20 protein-coding genes are annotated in these 18952 nt (G+C 75.1%); 12 read left to right on the forward strand and 8 right to left on the reverse strand.

Going from position 1 to position 18952, the window contains the following annotated elements; all coding sequences use genetic code 11:
• Positions 1-51 precede the first annotated feature (51 nt).
• Positions 52-627: a class I SAM-dependent methyltransferase gene (locus C229_RS0104775; RefSeq protein ID WP_018653938.1), complete on the forward strand. Its 576-nt coding sequence runs from the start codon at positions 52-54 to the stop codon at positions 625-627.
• Between the two features lie 3 nt (positions 628-630).
• Here the strand turns inward: C229_RS0104775 and C229_RS0104780 are convergent, their stop codons facing one another.
• Positions 631-1017, reverse strand: coding sequence for a nuclear transport factor 2 family protein (locus C229_RS0104780; protein WP_018653939.1), 387 nt, complete (start codon positions 1015-1017; stop codon positions 631-633).
• Between the two features lie 59 nt (positions 1018-1076).
• On the opposite strand from C229_RS0104780, the gene C229_RS0104785 reads away from it, so the two are divergent.
• A complete protein-coding gene (locus C229_RS0104785; protein WP_018653940.1) occupies positions 1077-1643 on the forward strand; it encodes a TetR/AcrR family transcriptional regulator in 567 nt (188 codons plus the stop codon).
• Here the strand turns inward: C229_RS0104785 and C229_RS29420 are convergent.
• Positions 1613-2470, reverse strand: coding sequence for a metallophosphoesterase family protein (locus C229_RS29420; RefSeq protein WP_018653941.1), 858 nt, complete (start codon positions 2468-2470; stop codon positions 1613-1615). The genes C229_RS0104785 and C229_RS29420 overlap by 31 nt on opposite strands.
• Before the next feature lie 88 nt (positions 2471-2558).
• Between C229_RS29420 and C229_RS29425 the strand changes: the two genes are divergently transcribed.
• Entirely contained in the window at positions 2559-2948 is a 390-nt protein-coding gene (locus C229_RS29425; protein WP_155884596.1) for a hypothetical protein, read from the forward strand.
• A gap of 4 nt (positions 2949-2952) precedes the next feature.
• On the opposite strand, the gene C229_RS0104800 is transcribed toward C229_RS29425, so the two are convergent.
• Together C229_RS0104800 and C229_RS0104805 are read right to left on the reverse strand one after the other, a co-directional pair.
• Positions 2953-3363 (reverse strand): SgcJ/EcaC family oxidoreductase, encoded by a 411-nt coding sequence (locus tag C229_RS0104800; RefSeq protein WP_018653943.1) that lies wholly within the window; start codon positions 3361-3363, stop codon positions 2953-2955.
• A 34-nt stretch (positions 3364-3397) separates the two neighbouring features.
• The gene (locus tag C229_RS0104805; protein ID WP_018653944.1) at positions 3398-3988 is read right to left on the reverse strand and encodes a hypothetical protein; all 591 of its coding nucleotides are present in this window, start codon (positions 3986-3988) and stop codon (positions 3398-3400) included.
• Positions 3989-4078: 90 nt separating this feature from the next.
• Here C229_RS0104805 and C229_RS29430 point away from each other — a divergent pair, with 90 nt between their 5' ends.
• The 3 genes from C229_RS29430 (at position 4079) to C229_RS0104820 (ending at position 8984) form a co-directional block, all read left to right on the forward strand.
• Positions 4079-4459, forward strand: a complete 381-nt coding sequence (locus tag C229_RS29430; RefSeq protein WP_018653945.1) for a CU044_2847 family protein — start codon at positions 4079-4081, stop codon at positions 4457-4459.
• Positions 4460-4569: 110 nt separating this feature from the next.
• Complete coding sequence (lepB, locus tag C229_RS0104815; RefSeq protein ID WP_240487076.1) at positions 4570-5280, forward strand: signal peptidase I; 711 nt, start codon at positions 4570-4572, stop codon at positions 5278-5280.
• An 89-nt stretch (positions 5281-5369) separates the two neighbouring features.
• Positions 5370-8984 (forward strand): nSTAND1 domain-containing NTPase, encoded by a 3615-nt coding sequence (locus C229_RS0104820; protein WP_081639724.1) that lies wholly within the window; start codon positions 5370-5372, stop codon positions 8982-8984.
• On the opposite strand, the gene C229_RS0104825 is transcribed toward C229_RS0104820, so the two are convergent.
• Positions 8981-9775, reverse strand: a complete 795-nt coding sequence (locus C229_RS0104825) for an SDR family NAD(P)-dependent oxidoreductase (protein ID WP_018653948.1) — start codon at positions 9773-9775, stop codon at positions 8981-8983. The two genes, C229_RS0104820 and C229_RS0104825, sit on opposite strands and share 4 nt — an antisense overlap.
• Positions 9776-9863: 88 nt before the next feature.
• Between C229_RS0104825 and C229_RS0104830 the strand changes: the two genes are divergently transcribed.
• Positions 9864-11513, forward strand: coding sequence for a RecQ family ATP-dependent DNA helicase (locus tag C229_RS0104830; RefSeq protein ID WP_026313443.1), 1650 nt, complete (start codon positions 9864-9866; stop codon positions 11511-11513).
• On the opposite strand, the gene C229_RS0104835 is transcribed toward C229_RS0104830, so the two are convergent.
• Entirely contained in the window at positions 11510-11896 is a 387-nt protein-coding gene (locus C229_RS0104835) for a hypothetical protein (RefSeq protein WP_018653950.1), read from the reverse strand. The genes C229_RS0104830 and C229_RS0104835 overlap by 4 nt on opposite strands.
• Before the next feature lie 150 nt (positions 11897-12046).
• Between C229_RS0104835 and C229_RS0104840 the strand changes: the two genes are divergently transcribed.
• The 4 genes from C229_RS0104840 (at position 12047) to C229_RS0104855 (ending at position 16311) form a co-directional block, all read left to right on the forward strand.
• The gene (locus tag C229_RS0104840) at positions 12047-12256 is read left to right on the forward strand and encodes a hypothetical protein (protein WP_018653951.1); all 210 of its coding nucleotides are present in this window, start codon (positions 12047-12049) and stop codon (positions 12254-12256) included.
• 44 nt (positions 12257-12300) lie between these two features.
• Positions 12301-12816: a hypothetical protein gene (locus C229_RS0104845; protein ID WP_018653952.1), complete on the forward strand. Its 516-nt coding sequence runs from the start codon at positions 12301-12303 to the stop codon at positions 12814-12816.
• Positions 12817-12849: 33 nt separating this feature from the next.
• The gene (locus tag C229_RS0104850) at positions 12850-15483 is read left to right on the forward strand and encodes an AAA family ATPase (protein WP_018653953.1); all 2634 of its coding nucleotides are present in this window, start codon (positions 12850-12852) and stop codon (positions 15481-15483) included.
• Between the two features lie 66 nt (positions 15484-15549).
• Positions 15550-16311, forward strand: coding sequence for an SDR family NAD(P)-dependent oxidoreductase (locus C229_RS0104855; RefSeq protein WP_018653954.1), 762 nt, complete (start codon positions 15550-15552; stop codon positions 16309-16311).
• Here C229_RS0104855 and C229_RS0104860 read toward each other — a convergent pair.
• Together C229_RS0104860 and C229_RS0104865 are read right to left on the reverse strand one after the other, a co-directional pair.
• Complete coding sequence (locus tag C229_RS0104860; protein ID WP_018653955.1) at positions 16308-17147, reverse strand: hypothetical protein; 840 nt, start codon at positions 17145-17147, stop codon at positions 16308-16310. The genes C229_RS0104855 and C229_RS0104860 overlap by 4 nt on opposite strands.
• A gap of 10 nt (positions 17148-17157) precedes the next feature.
• Positions 17158-18105, reverse strand: a complete 948-nt coding sequence (locus tag C229_RS0104865) for an Lrp/AsnC family transcriptional regulator (protein ID WP_018653956.1) — start codon at positions 18103-18105, stop codon at positions 17158-17160.
• A gap of 71 nt (positions 18106-18176) precedes the next feature.
• Between C229_RS0104865 and C229_RS0104870 the strand changes: the two genes are divergently transcribed.
• A complete protein-coding gene (locus tag C229_RS0104870) occupies positions 18177-18932 on the forward strand; it encodes an inositol monophosphatase family protein (RefSeq protein WP_205624417.1) in 756 nt (251 codons plus the stop codon).
• Positions 18933-18952: the final 20 nt, after the last annotated feature.

Consider the following 18952-nt stretch of genomic DNA (forward strand, 5'->3'; position numbering starts at 1 on the left):
GGGGGCCGGGAAGGGCGTGAGAGGGTCCGGAATATGGCTGATTATGCGCGTATGTATCGCTTCGGGGTGACGCCTTGGGAGCGGTACGGGGAGGCTGCGGCGGCGAGTGTCGCGGCGGTGCTGGATCGCGAGGAAGACGGACGTTCCCGGCCGCTCGGGCGGGCGCTGGATCTCGGATGCGGGCGGGGGCAGTTCACGCCCGAGCTGGCGCGGCGGGGGTGGGAGGCGGTGGGCGTGGACTGCGTGCCCGCCGCGATCGAGGCCGCCCGCGCCAAGGGGCCCGAAGGGGTCGCCTACGTCGTCGGTGACGTGACGGATCTACCGGCGGCGGGGCTGGGAACGTTCGGCTTCTTTCTCGACATCGGGTGCTTTCAGGGGTTCGACGCCGAGCAGCGGGCGGCGCAGGGCCGGGGGGTGACCGCCTCGGCCGAGCCCGGGGCGACGCTGCTGATGCTCGCGTTCGGGGTGACGCGCCTCCGCTCGCGCATCGGGGGCGTGTCCCAGGCGGAGGTCGAGGACGCCTTCCCGGGCTGGGACCTCCTCGACGTCCGGGCGGCCGACACCGCCGGGCTCGGCTGGCCGATGAACCGGACGTCGCCGCAGTGGTACCGGCTGCGCCTGGCCTGACCGTCAGGCGCCGGCCTCGTGCCAGCGGGCGGTGTCGGTGTACTGGTGGAGCCAGGAGATGCGGCCGTCGGTGAGGCGCCAGAGGTGGACGAACTCGGCCTCGTGGGGGCGGCCGGTGGCGCGCGCGGTGCCGCGATAGTGGCCGGTGATCACGACGAGCCCGTCGGTGGTCTCGTGCCGGGTCTCGGCGTAGGGGGCCGTGTCGTAGTCGGCGAAGACGGCGCCCCAGACGCGGGTCATCGTCTCCTCGGGGCCGTGGAAGACGCCCCCGGCCCCGCTGGGCATGCCCGGTGCGGTGCGGGCCTCGAAGGCGGGGTCGAGCAGGGCGAGGACCGCGGTGGCGTCGCGGCGCTGGGTGGCCGCGTAGAACTCGTCGACGGCGTCGGTCATGGCTCCTCCAAGGTGAATTAGGATTCTAGAACCCTTAATCTAATACTCCGGGAGGACGCATGGGAAGACCGGCCAAGTTCAGCCGGGACGACATCCTGGACGCGGCCCTGGCCCTCACCGCCGAGAGCGGCCTCGGCGCGGTCACCATGGCCGCGATCGCGGCCCGCCTCAACGCCCCGACCGGCTCCCTCTACCACCGCTACGCCTCGCGCGACCTGCTCCTCGCGGCCCTGTGGATTCGCGGCGTCCAGCGCTTCCAGCGCGGCTTCCTCGACGCCCTCAACGCCGACGACGCCCCGGCCGCCGCCCTGCACACCCCCCGCTGGTGCCGCCGCCACCCCGACGAGGCCCGGTTCCTGCTGCTGCACCGGCGACGCGACCTCGTCACCGCCTGGCCCGCCGAACTCGGCCCCGACCTCGACCGCCTCGACCGGGCGGTGGAGGACGCCCTGACCTCCTTCATCGCGCGCCACCAGGGCACCGACCCCGAGACCCTCTGCTACGCCGTCATCGACGCCCCGTACGGCGCCGTCCGCCGCCACCTGCTCGCCGACCGCCCGCCCCCGCCCGCCGTCGACGCACTGATCACCGCCACCTACCGGGCGCTGTCCCTGCCGACCCCCTGAACCCCGGGGAAGACCTCGCGGAGCGGGGTCGGGCCGCCGCGCGGCTGCCATTCGCGGGGGTAGCCGAGCGAGACCTCGTGGAAGGGGACGCCGTCGTGGACGGTCGTCCGGGGGATGTGGAGATGGCCGTAGACCATGGCGGCGGCGTTGTGGACGGTGTGCCAGCCGGCGGTGCGGTCGGTGCCGCACCACAGCGCGAACTCCGGGTAGCGCAGGATGCGGGTGGGGTCGCGGACGAGCGGATAGTGGTTCGCCAGGACCGTCGGGACGTCGGCGGGCAGGGCCTTCAGGCGGGACTCGGTGTAGGCGATGCGGGCGTCGCACCAGGCGTCGATGGTGGGGTGCGGCGCGGGGTGCAGCAGCGCCTCGTCGGTGCAGACGACGCCGGTGCCGTAGGCGTAGCGCAGCGCGGACGCCTTGTCGCGGGTGCCGGGCGGGCGCCACGTGTAGTCGTACAGGGTGAACAGCGGGGCGATGATCGCCGGTCCGCCCGGGCCGTCCCAGACGGGGTACTCGTCCTCGGGCGTGGACACCCCCAGGTTCCGGCACATCTCGACCAGGCGCGCATACCGGGCCTCGCCCCGGGACTGCTCGGGGTCGGCGGGCGGCGTCCACAGCTCGTGGTTGCCGGGCGACCAGACGACCTTGGCGAAGCGGGACGCGAGCAGGCCCAGCGCCCAGGCGACGTCCGCGAACACCTCGCCGACGTCCCCGGCGACGATGAGCCAGTCGTCGTCGCCGCGCGGTCGCAGCGCGGAGACGACGGCCCGGTTCTCCCGGTGCCCGACGTGCAGGTCACTGATCGCGAACAGCGTTGGCTCGGTCACGGGGTCCGGCTCCTCCCGAAGTGCACCTCCTCGCGACCCTAGACGGTCGGCTCCTGTCCTCGCCCCTGCCGCCCATAAGATCCTCTTTATGGCGAAATATGTGGATCTCAGTGGGTGGCCGCTGGCGCGGGCCGCGCAGAACGGGCGGCTCACGGTGGACGAGGCGGAGTCGCTGAACGCGGCGCTCGGAGCTGTCTTGGAACGTGCCAGGAACGAGGGGACGCGGTTCGCGATCGTCGTCGAGCAGCAGGACCGGCGGGCGCCGCAGAAGGGCGCCCTGGAGGTCGTGCACGCGTACTGGGCCGAGCACGCCGCCGAGATCGCGGAGCGGTGCTGCGGGTACGCGTCCGTCGTCGCGACGCGGCAGCTCGCGGACCTGGTGGTCGACCCGGGCCCGGGCGGCCTCGCCGTGTTCGGGACGACCGACACCGACGAGGCCGTCGCGTGGGCGAAGGAGCGTCTCGCCGCCCAGGCGTGAGCGGTCAGGGGATCGGGGTCGTCTGCGCCACCGCGATGCGCCAGTCACCCGCCTCGCGGACGAGGACGTACGTCATCGCCCCGGTCTGCTGCGGGGCGTACTGCGCGTCGTCGCGCTCGTCGTGGACGGTCTTGACGAGGCTGACGACCGCGACGTCGGGCGCCGCGTACCGGATGTCCTTGATCTCCAGCGTCGTCCGCACGTCCTTGAGCGGTGACGCGAGCGCGTCGCGCATGGCGGCGGAGAACGTGTCCCGTCCGAAGATCCGGCGGCCGACGATGTTGACGATCACGACGTCGGACGTGTGCAGTCGCGGCAGCGCGTCCGCGTCGAACTGCGCGCTCTCCGAGCGGGCGACCAGCTCCCCGATGCGCTGATCGTCGATTTCGCGGGGCGTGAGGTTCGTGGTGTTCATGCCCGCCAACGTAGAAGCTCAAGCGAAGTCGAGGTCAAGCCCCGAGGGCGAGCACCGCGCCCGCCACCGCCAGGGCCACCGCGCCCAGTACTCCCGCGACGACCGCGATGAGCCGGTACGGGTGCTTCTCGACCCAGGACACGAGCCCCGGATGCGTCCGGTCGAACTCCTTCGCGCTGACGGGCCCCTCGACCGCGTCGCACGGCACGCCGAGCGCGGCCACCAGGCGGTCGAGACCGTCGCGCGTGTAGTGCAGCGCGGCCACCCGGAACAGGACCCTTCCCCGCGCGTCCAGCACGAAGACCGTGTCGCCCTGCCCCTCCGCCTCCACCGTGGACGCCAGGTGCGCCCGGACCGTCCGGACGGCCCGTCCCCGCTCCCACGTCCGCCGCCCGAACACGCCCTGCCGGACGATCGCGTCGTCCGTCACGACGATCCGCGTCCGCACCGCCGCGCACGCCAGGACCACGGCGGGGCCGAAGACCCCGCCCACGACCCAGGCGAGCACCGTCGGCGCGGGCCCGAGCACGACGGCGGCGACGAGCCCCGCCCCGGCCAGCGCCAGCACACCCGCCACGACCGCCTGCGTCCCGGCGTCGGGCTTGAGCACCAGTTCGTCCCGCATTCGACCCCCCTTCCGATTCTGCCCTGCCGCCGGACCGGACGTCCCGTAGGTTCGTTCGGACGGACGGCCGACAGAACGGGCGGTGGGTACATGCTCATGCGGATTCCGCTGGACGACGGCGCGGGCGCGGACCGGTTCATGGTGGTCGAGGTGGACCGCCGCGACGTCGAGACCGAGGACGGCGTCGAACTCGTCGCCGACGACGGCCCCGGCCGCACCGCCCGCGCGCTCCGCAGCCTCGCCGCCGCGTTCGACGACCTCGAACCCGCCCTCGACACGATCGTCACCCGGCTCCGCGACGCCACGCGCGGGCCGGACCAGATCGTCGTCGAGTTCGGGCTGAAGTTCGGCGGCGAGACCGGGATCATCTTCACCAAGGGGAAGATGGAGGCCGCCCTCAAGGTGACCGTCACGTGGAACGGTGAACCGGCCGAGGACGAAGAAGACGAAGAGGACGAGGACGCCCCCTAGGTCCGCGTCCCTCGATCGTCCCGGCGGCGTCATGGGGTAAATTCGGCTGGATAGGGGTTCTGCCGCGCATTCGGGTCGAGCACGCGGCCGGGGGAAAGGGTCGCAAGGACGTGGAGCCTGAATCCGGCGGTGCGCGGAAAGAGCGGAGACGGCGATCGTTCTGGCGGGAGTTCCCCGTCCTGGTCGTGGTCGCGGTGACGCTCGCCGTGCTGATCAAGACGTTCGCGGCGCAGGCGTTCTTCATCCCGTCGGGGTCGATGGAGAACACGCTGAACGTGGACGACCGCATCCTGGTCAACAAGGTCGTCTACCGGCTGCGCGACGTCGAGCGCGGGGACACGATCGTCTTCAAGGGCCCCGCGTCCTGGCGTCCGGCCCAGGCCGACCCGCCGGGCGGCATCCTGCGGTCGGTGCGCGGGGCGCTGGGCTTCGCGCCCGCCGAGACGGACTTCATCAAACGCGTCATCGGCGTCGCCGGTGACCGGGTGAAGTGCTGCGACGCCGAAGGGCGCGTCACCGTCAACGGCGTTCCGCTGGACGAGCGCTCCTACCTCTACCGCGACCCGGTCACGCACGAGCGGGACAAGCCGTCCACCGAGACCTTCGACATCGTCGTCCCGCCCGGCCGCCTGTGGGTGATGGGCGACCACCGGGGCAACTCGGCGGACTCGCGCTACCACCGGAGGGGTTCGGACGACGGAACGATCCCGGTTCGGAACGTGATCGGCCGCGCGTCCGTGATCCTGTGGCCCGTCGGCCACGCGACGACCCTCCCCACCCCCGGCACCTTCCACCAGCGGGCCCTCGACACCGGCCCCTGACCCCCGGCGCGTGAGGAGGACGGCCCCTGAACACCCGGACCAGTCCCGACCGCTTCCGCGCGCAGATCCTCGGGACGGACGACCGGGCCGTGGGTTTGGCGTTCGTTGCGGGTGAGCGGGAGTTGGTGACGTGCGCGCATGTCGTCAACGCGGCGCTCGGACGGCCCGCGCGTGCGGCGAGCCTGCCCGGGGACGGCTGGGTGCAGGTGCGGTTTCCGTTCGCCGGACGCGACGACGAGCAGGTGGTGCGGCGCGCGCGGGTGGCGGCGTGGATGCCGCGTGCGGGCGCCGCGTTCGAGATGCGCGACGTCGCCGGGCTGCGGCTCACCGAGGACGTGCCGCACGGGGCGGCGGCGGCGACGCTCAGTTCCGACGGCGCCGGGGAGCGGCGCGTCGGCGCCTGGGGGCCGAACCGGAGCGACGACCCGCAGCGGCCCGGCCAGATCGTGGGACGGCTGCTCGACCGCAACGACCGCGTCCGCTTCCAGCTCGACCAGGACCTCGCGGGCGTGCTGCGCGTCCAGTCCGGGTACAGCGGCGGGCCGGTGTGGGAGCAGGCGACCGGGCAGATCGTCGGGATCGTCCAGGCCGTTCCGGGCGACGACGACGCCGTGGACGTGCTCGTCATCGGCGCCGACACGCTCGTGGAGGCGTGGCCGGAGGTGCTGTACCGGCCGCCGCCCAACCCCTACCGGGGCCTGGCCGCGTTCGGCGAAGAGGACGCGCACCTGTTCTTCGGGCGGGAGACCTTCGTCCGCGAGCTGGTCGAGGCGGTGCGAGACGAACCGCTGATCGTCGTCGCGGGACGGTCCGGAGCCGGGAAGTCGTCCGTGGTGGCGGCGGGGCTGGTGCCCGCGCTGCGGGACGGCGGTTCGTGGGCCGTGGGGTCGTTGCGGCCCGGAGCCGACCCGATGTACCGGCTCGCGGTGGCGCTGGCCGCCGCGTCGGGGTCGTGGGCACCGCATCCGCCCGGCGAGGTGCAGCGGTGGCTCGAAAGACTCGACGCCGGGGGCCTCGCGGAGGCGGCCGAGGAGGTATGCGCGGGCACCGGCACGTCCCGGCTGCTGCTCACCGTCGACCAGTTCGAGCAGATCTACACCGAATGCCGCGATCCGGAACGGCGGGCCGCGTTCCTCGACCTGCTCACCCGGCTCGCCACCGACGAACCCGGAGCCGTGCGCGTCGCGCTGAGCGTCCGCGACGACTTCCTGTGGGACCTGCTCGAAGCGAACCGCGCCCTCGGCGGCTACGTCCGCGAGCACTTCCACGCGCTGCACGAGATGGACCCCGGCGAGCTGGCCCGCGCGATCGAGGAGCCCGCGCGCGTCGCGGGCGGCGTCGTGTTCGAGGACGGGCTCGTCCGGCTCGTCCAGGACGACTTCCGGGGCCGTCCCGGCGCGCTGCCGCTGCTGGAGTTCACGCTGACGCGGCTGTGGGAGCGGCAACGCGGCCGGACCCTCACCCTCGCCGCCTACCAGGATCTCGGCGGCGTCACCGAGGCCCTCGCGGGCCACGCCGAGGAGCAGTACGCCGCGCTGCGCCCCGCCGAGCAGGACGCCGCGCGGCGCGTCTTCACCGCGCTCGTCCAGCCCGACCGGACGGACGTCGCCCGCCAGGTGCGGCGCACCGACCTGCGGCCCGGCGACTGGCCGGCCGTGGAGCGGCTGCGCGAGGCGCGGCTGCTGTCGGTGCGCGTCCCGGACGGCGGCCCGGCGCTGGTCGAGATCTCCCACGAGGCCCTGCTGCGCGGGTGGAGGCGGCTGCACGGCTGGCTCGCCGAGGACGTCGAGCTGCGCGCCTGGCGCGCGTCCGTCGTGGCCGCCCGCGACGTGTGGGAACAGCACGGACGCCACGACGAACTGCTGCTGCGCGGCCCCGTCCTCGACCGGGCCCGCGCCATGGCCGCCGCCCATCCCGACGACCTGACCGGCGTCGAGGAGTTCATCGCCGCCAGCACCGCGCGCGCCGACGTCGAGCGGGACGAGCGGGAACGCGCCGCTAGGGAGGCTCGGGCGCGCGGCATCGCGCGCCGTGCCGAAGACCTGCTCACCGGCACGGCTCCGGACCAGCCGACCGCGCTGGCGCTCGGCATCGTCTCGCTCCGGCACGCCCCGACGTTCGAGGGCGATCTGGCGTTGCGTCGCGCCCTCGCGTTCGCGAAGCCCTCGGAGACGCCGTTCCCGTACGGCGACCGGGTTCACGGGGCGGCGTTCAGTGCCGACCTCACGATGCTGGCCGCCGGTGGCGACGACGGGAGCGTGCGCGTCTGGGATCTGCGCACCGGCGACTGGTTCCACCAGGTCGAGCACGGCGCGCAGGTCCTCGCGGTGGCGTTCAGCCCGGACGGCACGCGTCTGGCCACGGCGGGCGACCGCAGGACGGTCCACGTCTGGGACCTGTCCACGGGCGCGGTCGTCGCCCGGATCGCCCACCGCCGCCGGGGTGTCCGGGCGGTCGCGTTCAGTCTCGACGGGACGCGCCTGGCCACCGGCGGCGCCGACGTCCACCTCCTCGACCTCGGCACCGGCACGGAGATCGCCCACCTCGCGCACGAGGGCATGGTCGACGCGGTAGCGTTCGCCCCGGACGGCGCGAGGCTGGTCACCGGATGCACCGACCAGCACATCCGGCTGTGGGACGTGGAGACCGGCGCGGAACTCCGCCGGTTCTTCGCGGGCGACTCGGTCAAGGCCGTCGCGTTCAGCCCGGACGGCACGCGCGTCGCCTGGGGCGGCCTGAACCAGGCGGCCCGCGTCTGGAACCCCGAGACCGGCGAAGCCCGGTATCTCGCCCACGGCAGCACGGTCGTGGCGGTCGCGTTCAGCCCGGACGGCACCCGGCTGGCGAGCGCGGACGACGATCAGAGCGCCCACGTGTGGAACCTGGCCGACGGCACCAGAACCCTGCGGCGTTCCCTGCGGAGCTGGCCGCGAGCGCTGGCGTTCGCACCCACCGGCACCCACCTGGCCACCGCCGGCACGGACCGCGTCGCGCGCCTGTGGAACCTGTCCGCGTGGGCCGAGACCGTCCGCCACACGTACCCGGAGGGCATCGCCTCGATCGCGTTCGGTCCGGAGGGGCAACTGGTCGCGGACGTCATGCAGGACGGTGACGGCTCACCCCTTCGTCTTCCGCCACTGCCCGCAATCGCCGTCAGTCCGGACGGGACCGTAAAGGCCACCGGCGGCCTCGATGGCACGGTGCGCGTGCTGAACCTCCGGAACCACGCCGTCATCGCCCGCCTACAGCATCCGGGTGGGGTCTACTCAATCGCGTTCAGCCCGGACGGCTCCCTCCTGGCCACGGCGGGTTGGGGCAGCAACGTGTGCGTCCATGACCTCGCCGGAGGCTCCAGGGTCCAGATCCCCTGCGACGGCACCGTCTTCTCGGTGGCGTTCAGCCCGGACGGCACTCACCTGGCCTTCGGCGGCGAACCGGGCACCGCACACGTCTGGAGCCTGACGACCGGCGCCGAGACCGCGCGCCTGCCCCACGACGGCTGGGTCCGGTGCGTCACCTTCCACCCGGCGGGCACCCACCTCGGCACGGCGTCCCACGACGGTACGGCCCGTGTCTGGGCGCTCTCCCCGGACGCCCTCATCCGGCAGGCGTCCCAGCGCCTCCCCTACAACGTCCCCCCGAGCCTCTGGGCGCACCACCTTCCGGACATCCCCTACGAACGGCTGCGCGACGACCTCCCCTAGGGCAGGATCGCGTCGGTGTAGCCGCCGTCCACCCGCAACGCGCCGCCCGTCGTGGCCGAGGCCAGGGGCGAGCTGAGGTAGACGACCATGTTGGCGATCTCCTCCGGCTCGATGAGGCGTTCCAGGAGCGAGGTGGGGCGGTGCTCGCGCATGAAGGCGCGCTGGGCCTCCTCCCAGGGGAGGTCCTTGTCGACGAGTTCGTAGACGAAGTCCTCGACGCCGCCGGTGTGCGTCGGTCCGGCGATGACCGAGTTGACCGTGACGCCGGTGCCGGAGGCGGCCTTGGCGAAGCCCCGCGAGACGCCGAGCAGCGCCGTCTTCGTGGTGCCGTAGTGGATCATCTCGGCGGGCGTGGCGATGGCGGAGTCGCTGGCGATGTACTGGACGCGGCCCCAGCCCCGCGACGTCATGCCCGGCAGATAGGCGCGAGTGAGGCGGACGGCCGTCAGGACGTTGACCTCGAAGTAGCGGCGCCAGTCGTCGTCGGTGATGTCCAGGGCGGGCTTGGTGCCGAAGATGCCCAGGTTGTTGATGAGGACGTCCACGTCGGGCAGGGCGTCCAGCAGGGCGGACGTGCCCTGGTCCGTGGCGAGGTCGGCGGCGATGGGGACGATGTCCGCGCCGGGCACGTCGGCGCGGAGGCGGTCGGCGGCGGCGCCGGTCTTGCCGGGGTCGCGGCCGTTGACGGCGACGCGGGCGCCCGCCGCGGCGAGACCGGCCGCGATGGCCGCGCCGATGCCCTGAGTGGAGCCGGTGACGAGGGCCGTCCGGCCGGAGAGATCGATGCGCATGACGCAAGATCTTCCCCTGCGGATCGGCGGACTAATCGCCGGGGTGGGGGGTAGCTAGCGGCCACTTGACGGAGGTGGCGGCGTGAAGATGCGCGAGCGGTGGGACCGGGCGGGGCAGCGGCGGAGGGTCCGGCGCGTCGCGCGGGACGTGTTCGACTGGCGGGAGCTGCGTCCAGGCCAGGGCGAGGCGATGGAGCACCTGCTGCGGGGGCGGGACGTGCTCGTCGTGATGCCGACCGGGAGCGGCAAGTCGGCCGTCTACCAGATCCCCGCGCAGTTGCTGCCGGGCCCGACGATCGTGGTGTCGCCGCTGATCGCGCTCCAGCGCGACCAGGTGCTCTCGCTGGCCGAGCGCAAGGCGGGCGGCGCGACGATGGTGAACTCGGCGCAGTCGGCCGGGTCGAGCGAGGACGCGCTCGACCAGGTGCAGGCGGGCGAGGCCGAGTACGTGTTCCTGTCGCCCGAGCAGCTCGCCAAGCCCGAGGTGGTGGAGCGCCTGAAGGCGGCCAAGCCGTCGCTGATCGCGGTGGACGAGGCGCACTGCGTGTCGTCGTGGGGGCACGACTTCCGGCCGGACTACCTGCGGCTCGGGCACGTCATCGAGCGGCTCGGGCACCCGCCGGTGATCGCGCTGACGGCGACGGCGGCGCCGCCGGTGCGGGAGGACATCGTCGCGGCGCTCGGGCTGCGCGACGTCGAACAGGTCATCCGGGGCTTCGACCGGCCGAACATCACCCTGAACGTGCGGCGCTTCGCCGACGACCGGGACAAGCGCAAGGCGCTCGTCGCCGACGCCGCCGGGCGGAAGGGCCTGGGGCTCGTCTACGTCGCGACGCGTCGCGACGCCGAGGAGTACGCCGCCGAGATCGCGGCGGCGGGCAAGCGCGCCGAGTCGTACCACGCGGGCATGAAGGCCGCCGAGCGGGAGCGGGTGCACGGGCTGTTCTCGGCGGGCGAGCTGGACGTCGTGGTGGCCACGTCGGCGTTCGGCATGGGGATCGACCAGCCGGACGTCCGGTTCGTCCTGCACAGCGCGCCGCCGGAGTCGCCCGACGCGTACTACCAGGAGATCGGCCGCGCCGGGCGCGACGGCGAGCCCGCCGAGGCCGTCCTGTTCTACCGGTCCGAAGATCTCGGGCTCCGCCGGTTCTTCACGGCGGGCCGCCCGGACGCCGAGATGCTGCGCCGCGTCGCCGACCTGATCCACGACGGCGCCGAGAACCCGCGCGAGGTGCGGGAGGCGGTGGGCGTGGGACCGTCGCGGCTGACGGGCCTGGTCAACCTGCTCCAGCAGGCCGACGCCGTCGAGCTGGGCCCCAAGGGCGAGCTGCGTTACGCGGGCGACGGCCCCGACCCGGAGGAGGCGGTGGCGCAGGCGGTCCGGCTGGACGAGAGCCGCCGCCGCGTGGACGACTCGCGCATCGACATGATGCGCGGCTACGCCGAGACGACCGGCTGCCGCCGCCGCTACCTGCTGGAGTACTTCGGCGAGCCGTTCGCCGGGCCGTGCGGCGCCTGCGACACCTGCGCGGACGGCACGGCGGCGCCCGAGCCCACGGCGGCGGACGACGGCCCGTTCCCGGTGCACGCCGAGGTGCTGCACGCGTCGTGGGGGCCGGGGACCGTGATGCGGGTCGAGGAGGACCGGATCACCGTCCTGTTCGAGGAGGTCGGCTACCGGACGCTGTCGCTGGACGCCGTGCAGAGCCAGTCGCTGCTGACGCTCGGCAAGGACTAGCCCGCCCGGCTCCAGCGCTCCTTCTTACCGCCCTGCCCGCCCGCCATCATGGTGCGGCCGTTCGCGGCCAGCGTCGCCTCGATCGGCGGGACGGGCACGACGCAGTCGGTGACCTGGAGCGAGAACGCCCGGCCCGCGCCCTTGACGGCGCCGGTGCAGGAGTGGCCGCCCGAGTCCAGGGTGAGCCGACCGTCCGGTTGCACGCGGATGGTCGGCTTGCTGCCGTCCTGGTTGGTGGGGCCGCGCCAGGTGCCCGCCAGGGGGTGCGCGGCGGCGGGCGCCGCCGTCGGGGAGCCCGACGGGCGGGGCTGCGCGGCGTCCTCCGAACACCCGGCGGCGGTGAGGACCGCGAGCGCGGCGACGGCGGTGACGCGGAGCTTCATGTGGTTCCCAGGGGATGAGTGCGGTTCCGGGGGCAGAGGTTATCTTCCTCCTGCTTCGCGGGCGATGGTCGGCGGGACGTGCGGACGACGTCACCGCCGCGTCATCCCGGGGACACCACCGCCTGGCTGAATGGCGCCCGGGAGGGCGACATGCGCATCGAGACGTTCACCGGCGACCACGACCTCACCGCCGCGTACCCGGGCGCCCGGCTGTGCGGGACGGCGGAGGGCACGACGCTCTACCTGGCCGAGGCCGGCGGCTCCCCCGTGCTGATCGCGGTCGCGCCGCCGACCGTCACCGTCCTGACCTTCGACACCGAACACGACCGCGCCCGGCATCTCGCCGCACCGGGCACGTAGAGCACGTACCGGTTCAGTACCCCGCGAACGGGCAGGGGCGGGAGATGAGGGGAACACTCGCGCGCCGGCTCGGCTTCGACACCGGCGCGGTCGGCATCTACCTGAACGATCACCTGATGGGCGCCACGGCGGGCGGTGAGCTGGCCCGGCGCGCCGCGTCGTCGCAGCCCGACCCGGCGACACGCGAAGACCTGCACCGGCTCGCCCGCGAGATCCACGCGGACCGCGAGGCCCTGCTGTCGATCATGGCCGACCTGGACGTGCCGGTGCGCCGGTACAAGGTCGCGGCGGGCTGGATCGCCGAGAAGGCCGGGCGGCTGAAGCTCAACGGGCGGCTGCTGGGGCGTCCGCCGCTGACCGGGCTGATCGAGCTGGAACTGCTGCGGCTCGGCGTCGAGGGCAAGGCCCGGGGGTGGGAGTCGCTGCGCCGCCTCGCCGACGTCGACGACCGCGTCGACGCCGCCCGCGTCGACGCGCTGGCCGAGCGCGCCCGGGCCCAGATCGGCACGCTGGAACGGCTCCGCGTCCGCGCCGCCGACGTGGCCTTCCGCGCCTCGTAGCCACGGGCGGCTCCCCCGGCTAGGTTGTGCCGCATGCTGATCGGGCGGGACGCCGAGGTGGAGCGCGTCGGCCGCCTGGTGGCCGCGGCCGCCGAGGGCCGCAGCGGCGTGCTCGTGGTGCGCGGTGACGCCGGGATCGGGAAGACGGCCCTGCTCGACCGGGCCGCCGAAGGCGCCGGAGCGCTCCGGACGCTGCGCGTGACCGGCATCGAGTCCGAGGCCGAGCTGCCGTTCAGCGGGCTGCACCTGCTGCTGCACCCGTTCGCGGACCGCTTCGGCGCGCTGCCCGCCCGGCAGGCCGCCGCGCTGCGCGCCGCGTTCGGGCTCGCCGACGAGGCCCCGCACGACCGTTTCCTGGTGGGCGCCGCGACGCTCACGCTGCTGTCCGAACTCGCCGGGGAACGCCCGCTGCTGGTCCTGGTGGACGACGCGCAGTGGCTCGACCAGGCGTCGGCGGACGCGCTGTTCTTCGCCGCGCGGCGCCTGCACGCCGACCCGATCGCGATGATCGTCGCGATCCGCGACACGGCCCGGCCGACGCCCGCGCCCGGGCTGCCCGCCGTCCGGCTCGGTGGGCTGGCCCGCGACGACGCGGCGGCGCTGCTCGACCGGCGCGTCCCGGGGCTGACCGCGCCCGTCCGGGACCGGCTGCTCGGCGACGCCGACGGCAACCCGCTCGCACTCGTCGAGCTGGGCGTCGCCGCCCGCGACCTGCCCGGACGGCCCGTCCTGGCCGGGCCGCCGCGCGTCACCGCCCGTGTCCAGGACGCGTTCCGCGCGCAGCTCGACGCGCTGCCCGACGCCACCCGGCTCGTCCTGCTCGTGCTGGCCGCCGACGGCACCGGCGATCTGGGCGTCGTGCTGCGCGCCGCCGCGTCCCTCGGCGCGGGCGCCGCCGACCTCGGCGCCGCCGCGAAGGCGCGGCTCATCGCGCCGGACGAGGCGCGGTTCCGGCATCCGCTGATCCGCGCCGTCGTCTACCAGGAGGCGCCGCACCACCTGCGCATCGCCGCGCACGACGCACTCGCCGCCGCGCTGCCCGGCCCCGAGCACGCCGACCGGCGCGCCTGGCACCGCGCGGCGGCCGCCACCGGCCCGGACGAGCGGGTCGCCGCCGAGCTGGAGCAGGCCGCCGGGCGCGCGCTGCGGCGCGGCGGGGCGGCGGCGGTCGCGGCGGCGCGCGAGCGGGCGGCGCGGCTGTCGACCGACCCCGAGGGCCGGGCGCGGCGCACGGCGGGCGCGGCCCGCGCCGCCTACGACGCGGGCCGTCCCGGCTGGGCGCTGCGGCTCGCGGCGGAGGCGGCGACGTACACCGCCGACCCGCTGATCACCGCCGAGACCGTGTTCCTGCGCGCCCAGATCGCCTACGAGCGGACGTCTCCGGCGGCGGACGCGGCGCTCGCGCTGGAGGCGGCCGGGCTCGCGCTCCCGCACGACCCGGACCGCGCGGTCGCGATGCTCACCGAGGCGATCTGGTCGGCGCGCGACGCGGGCGCGCACGACCTGGTCCGCCGCGCGGTGGCGCTGCTGCCGCCGGGCACCGCCGCCGTCGCGGGCCTGACCGGGTACGGGCTGCTGCTCGACGGCGACACGGCCGCCGCCGTCCCGGCCATGCGGACGCTGGTGGACGCCGCCGACCGCACCGGCGACGTCGTGGAGCGCGTCATCGCCGGGTTCCTGGCGCTTCTCGTCGCGGACGACGCGGCGGCGGCGTCGGTGCTCGGCGGGCTCGTCGCCGACGCCCGCGCGGACGGCGCGCTGGGCTGGCTGCCGTACGCGCTGGAGCCGCTGGCGCTGGCGCTGCTGCTGCGCGGCGACCTGCCGGGCGCCGAGGCGGTGCTCGACGAGGCGCTGGCGCTGGCGGACGATCTCGGGATGCCGACGCAGGTCGTCGCGCTGCGCGGGATCGCGGCGTGGCCCGCCGCGCTGGCGGGCGATCCCGCCCCGGCGGAGGCGGCCGTCGCGGCGGCGGGGCTGCATCCGACGAACGCGGCCGTCGCGGCGTGGGGCCTCGGGCTGCTCGACCTGGCGCGCGGCGACGCGGCCGCCGCGCTGGACCGGCTGGACGCGGTGTGCGGCGGGCCCGCCGGGCACGACGTGCTGCTGCGCGCCGTCCCGGACCACGTGGAGGCGGCGGTCCGCGCGGGGCGGCCGGACGAGGCGTCCCGGTACCTCCCGGCCTTCGAGCGGTGGGCCGCGCACACCGGCGGCGCCGCCGCGCTGCTGGCCCGCTGCCGCGCCCTGCTCGCGGGCGACGACGCCGAGGAGCACCACCGCGCCGCGCTGGACGACGACCGCGCGTTCGACGCCGCCCGCGCCCGGCTGCTCTACGGCGAGTGGCTGCGCCGCCGCCGGCGCCGCGCCGATGCGCGCGCGGAGTTGCGGCGGGCGGGCGAGGCGTTCGCCCGGCTCGGCGCGTCCGCGTGGGCGGCGCGGGCCGACACCGAACTCGCCGCGCTCGGTGACCGGCGGACGGCGCCCGGCACCGCCGACCGGCTCACGCCGCAGGAGCTCCAGGTGGTGCGGCTGGCCGCCGCCGGGTACAGCAACCGGGAGATCGGCGCGCGGCTGTTCCTCAGCCCCCGCACGGTGGGCCACCACCTGTACAAGGCGTTCCCGAAGGTGGGCGTGACGCGGCGGGCCGAGCTGGCGCGCCTCGACCTGTGACCGATGCGCGCGCCGGGACGCCGGTCGTCCGACCGATGCGGCGGCCGGAGCCCGCTCCGTAGCGTCGTGGACACCACGACCCGGGAGGAAACGATGTTGCTGGAGAAGAAGACCGCCGTGATCTACGGCGGCGGCGGGACGATCGGCGGCGCGATGGCGCGGGCGTTCGCGGCCGAGGGCGCCCGCGTGTTCCTCGCCGGACGCACGCCGGAGCCGCTGGAGGCCGTCGCCGCCGACGTCCGCGCGGTGGGCGGGCTCGCCGAGACGGCCGTCGTGGACGCGCTGGACGAGGCCGCCGTCAACGGCTGGGTCGACTCGGTCGCCGGGCGCGCCGACGGCATCGACGTGTCCGTGAACATGATCTCGCACGAGGCGCTGTTCACGCCGCTGCTCGACATGCCCACGGACGCGTTCGCGCGGTCGCTGGAGCGGGTGGCCCGCACGTACATGATCACGAACCGGGCCGCCGCCCGGCACATGGTGGAGCGCGGTTCGGGCGTCATCCTGCACTTCGGCGGCGGCGACACCACGAACGCGATGCCGGGGCTCGGCAACGTCCAGGTCGGCTACGAGCTGGTGGAGGCGATGCGCCGCCAGTGGGCGTGCGAGCTGGGCCCGCGCGGCGTCCGCGTGCTGACGCTGCGGACCGGCGGCATCGCGGACTCGGCCACGGACGAGATCGGGCGGCGGATGGCCGAGGGGACGCTGCTCAAGCGCACCGCCACGCTGGAGGACGTCGGCCGCGTCGCGGCGTTCGTGGCGTCCGACGACGCCCGCACGCTCACGTCCACACAGGTGAACATCTCCTGCGGCGCGCTGGTGGACTAGGCGCACGCGTCCGCGAGGACGCGGCGGAGCGGGACCGCGCGGCCGGCGAAGCCGCGCTGGAGGGCCGCGTACTCGGCGCGGCCCTGCGGCGTCTCGATCCGGATCGGCGGGTAGCCGAGCGCGGCCAGGTCGTAGGGGCTGGCGCGCATGTCGACGGCGCGGACGTCGCGGGCGAGCGCGAAGCAGTCGGCGACGACGTCGGAGGAGACCAGCGGGGACAGCTTGTACGCCCACTTGTACAGGTCCATGGTGGCGTGCAGGCAGCCGGGCTGCTCCAGTTCCGGCTGCGTCTCGCGGGTCGGCTGGAGCGCGTTGAGGGGGCGGGCGGCCGGGGTGAAGAAGCGGAACGCGTCGAAGTGGCTGCACCGCACGCCGCGCTCGTCGAGCAGCGCGGCGATGTCGGCGCCGGGCAGGCGCAGCGGCCACGCCTCGTGGCGGATGTCGTCGCTGCGGTAGACCATCGCCCACTCGTGCAGCCCGAAGCAGCCGAAATGCGGCGTGCGCGCCGCCGTCGCGGTCAGCAGCCGCCCGATCCAGGCGACCGAGCCGCCGCGCCGGGCCAGCACGGCGTCCGTGTCGAGCGCCGCGCCGTCCGGGACGTCCCGGTACGCCGGGCCGAGGTCGGCGGCCCGCGCGCCTTCGAGCACGACCCCGGCGCCCGGCTGCCAGCGCCGCAGCTTCGACGGGCCGTGGCTGTAGTAGGTGAACAGGAAGTCCTCGACGGGGTGCTTCTCGCCCCGCTCCCGCCGCCGCAGGTACGGCCCCGTCCACGCCTCGACGCGCGCCGCGTGCGCCCGCTCCCGCGCGCGCCAGACCTCGTGCTCCAGCACCTCCACGTCCCGCAGCCTAGGCGCTCCCCGGACGCTTCACGGCACGGCCGACCAGCAGGACGTCGGCGGCCGGGACGCCGTGCCGGCCGATGTCCTCGGTGAGGAAGCGGTACAGGTCGGGCAGGTCGGGCAGCCAGACGGCCAGGTGCAGGTTCGTCGCGCCGGTGGTGGCGAGGGCGCCGTGCACGGACGGGTGGGCGGCCAGGGCGCGGCCGACGCCGTCCAGCGCGCCCGGCGGCACCTGGAGGCGGACGTTCGCGTCGATGGGCAGGCCGAGGCGGCGCGCGTCCACGTGCAGGTGGGTGCGGAACAGGCCGTTCGCGCGGAGCGCCGCCAGGCGGCGGCGGACGGTCGACTCCGGATGGCCGGTGCGCGCGGCGACGGCGACGGCGGGAAGCCGGGCGTCGGCGGCGAGCGCGGCGAGGAGGGCGCGGTCGAGGTCGTCCGGTTCGCCTTGGACGTCGTGCTTGGGGTAGGTGAGGGCGGCGCGTTCGTCCGGGGTGAGGACGTCGAGGCGCCAGTCCTCGGCGGTCGCGAAGACGTGCAGGATCGTCTGCGTCTCGACGTCGGTGACGGCGCCCGTCGCCGGGAGCTGCCGGAAGACGAGGCGGTGCGGGACGCCGGGGTCGGCCAGGAGCACGGCGGCGATCTCGTCGCCGCCCGCCGAGACGTCCACGAACGGGACGTCGTCGCGTTCCGCGAGCGCGGCGGCGACAGCCTCGGTGCGCCCGCGCAGCACCTTGACGCGCAGCAGCAGCCCCGCGCGGGCCCGCGTCAGCGGGCTGGGGACGATCCGCACGGCGCCCGAGCCGAGCAGCGCCGCCCAGCGCCGGTGCACGACGCGGACCGGGAGCCCCAGCACCTCGGCGGCGCGCTCGGCGCGGAGCCGCCCGTCGCACTGGAGCGCCGCGACCAGCCGACGATCCCGCAGATCGAGGACGTCTTCGCTCGTATCACCGTCCATGACGACCAGTTTCGCCCATGTTCGCGGCGGTGAGCGCCTGTTTCAGGCACGGCGAGGCGAGAGTGGTCCGCATGAGCGCTCTCTTGCAGTCCATGGCCCTCGCAGCGGAGACGACCGGTTCCTCCCTGCGCGACCGTCCCCTCCCCGTCCGGGGCCGCGACTTCGCCGCGCTGCGCGCCGCGTTCGAGGCCGTGGACGCCCCGGCAACCGCACTGCTCCGCGAGCACCTTCCGCACCGGCCCGGCGCCGCGTGGGCGGACGAGTTCGACGCCGTCCCCGGCACCGGCGAGGTCTGGGTGGTCGACGCGGTCGACGGCGCCGTCCAGTACCTGCAAGGGCTTCCGCAGTGGTGCGTGAGCGTCGCGCTCGTCCGGGACGGGGAGCCCGTCGCGGCCGTCCTGCACGCGCCCGCGTCCGGCGAGACGTTCACCGCCGAGCGCGGCGGCGGCGCCCGGCTGAACGGGGCGCCGTGCGCGCCGTCCGGCCGCGACGACCCGCGCGCCGCGCTCGTCGCGACGAGCCAGCCCCCGTTCGACGCGGCCCGGCCCGCCGAGGCGGGCCGGTCGCTGACGGCCGTGCTGCCGCACGTGGCGGCCGTCCGGAACCTCGGCGCGACGTCGTGGCAGCTCGCCGACGTCGCCGCGGGCCGCCTCGACGGCTTCTGGCAGCACGGCCGCGACGACGCCAACCTGCTGCCCGGCGTGCTGATCGCCCGCGAGGCCGGGGTGAGGGTCACCGGCCTCGCGGGCGCGCCCTGGCGTGCGGGCGAAACGGGCGTCCTCGCCGCTCCGGCCCAGTTGCACCCGAAGCTGCTCGCCCTGCTGTGAAACGGGTCGTCCCGCCACGT

It is taken from the genome of Actinomadura flavalba DSM 45200 (assembly GCF_000374305.1).
GTDB classification, from domain to species: domain Bacteria; phylum Actinomycetota; class Actinomycetes; order Streptosporangiales; family Streptosporangiaceae; genus Spirillospora; species Spirillospora flavalba.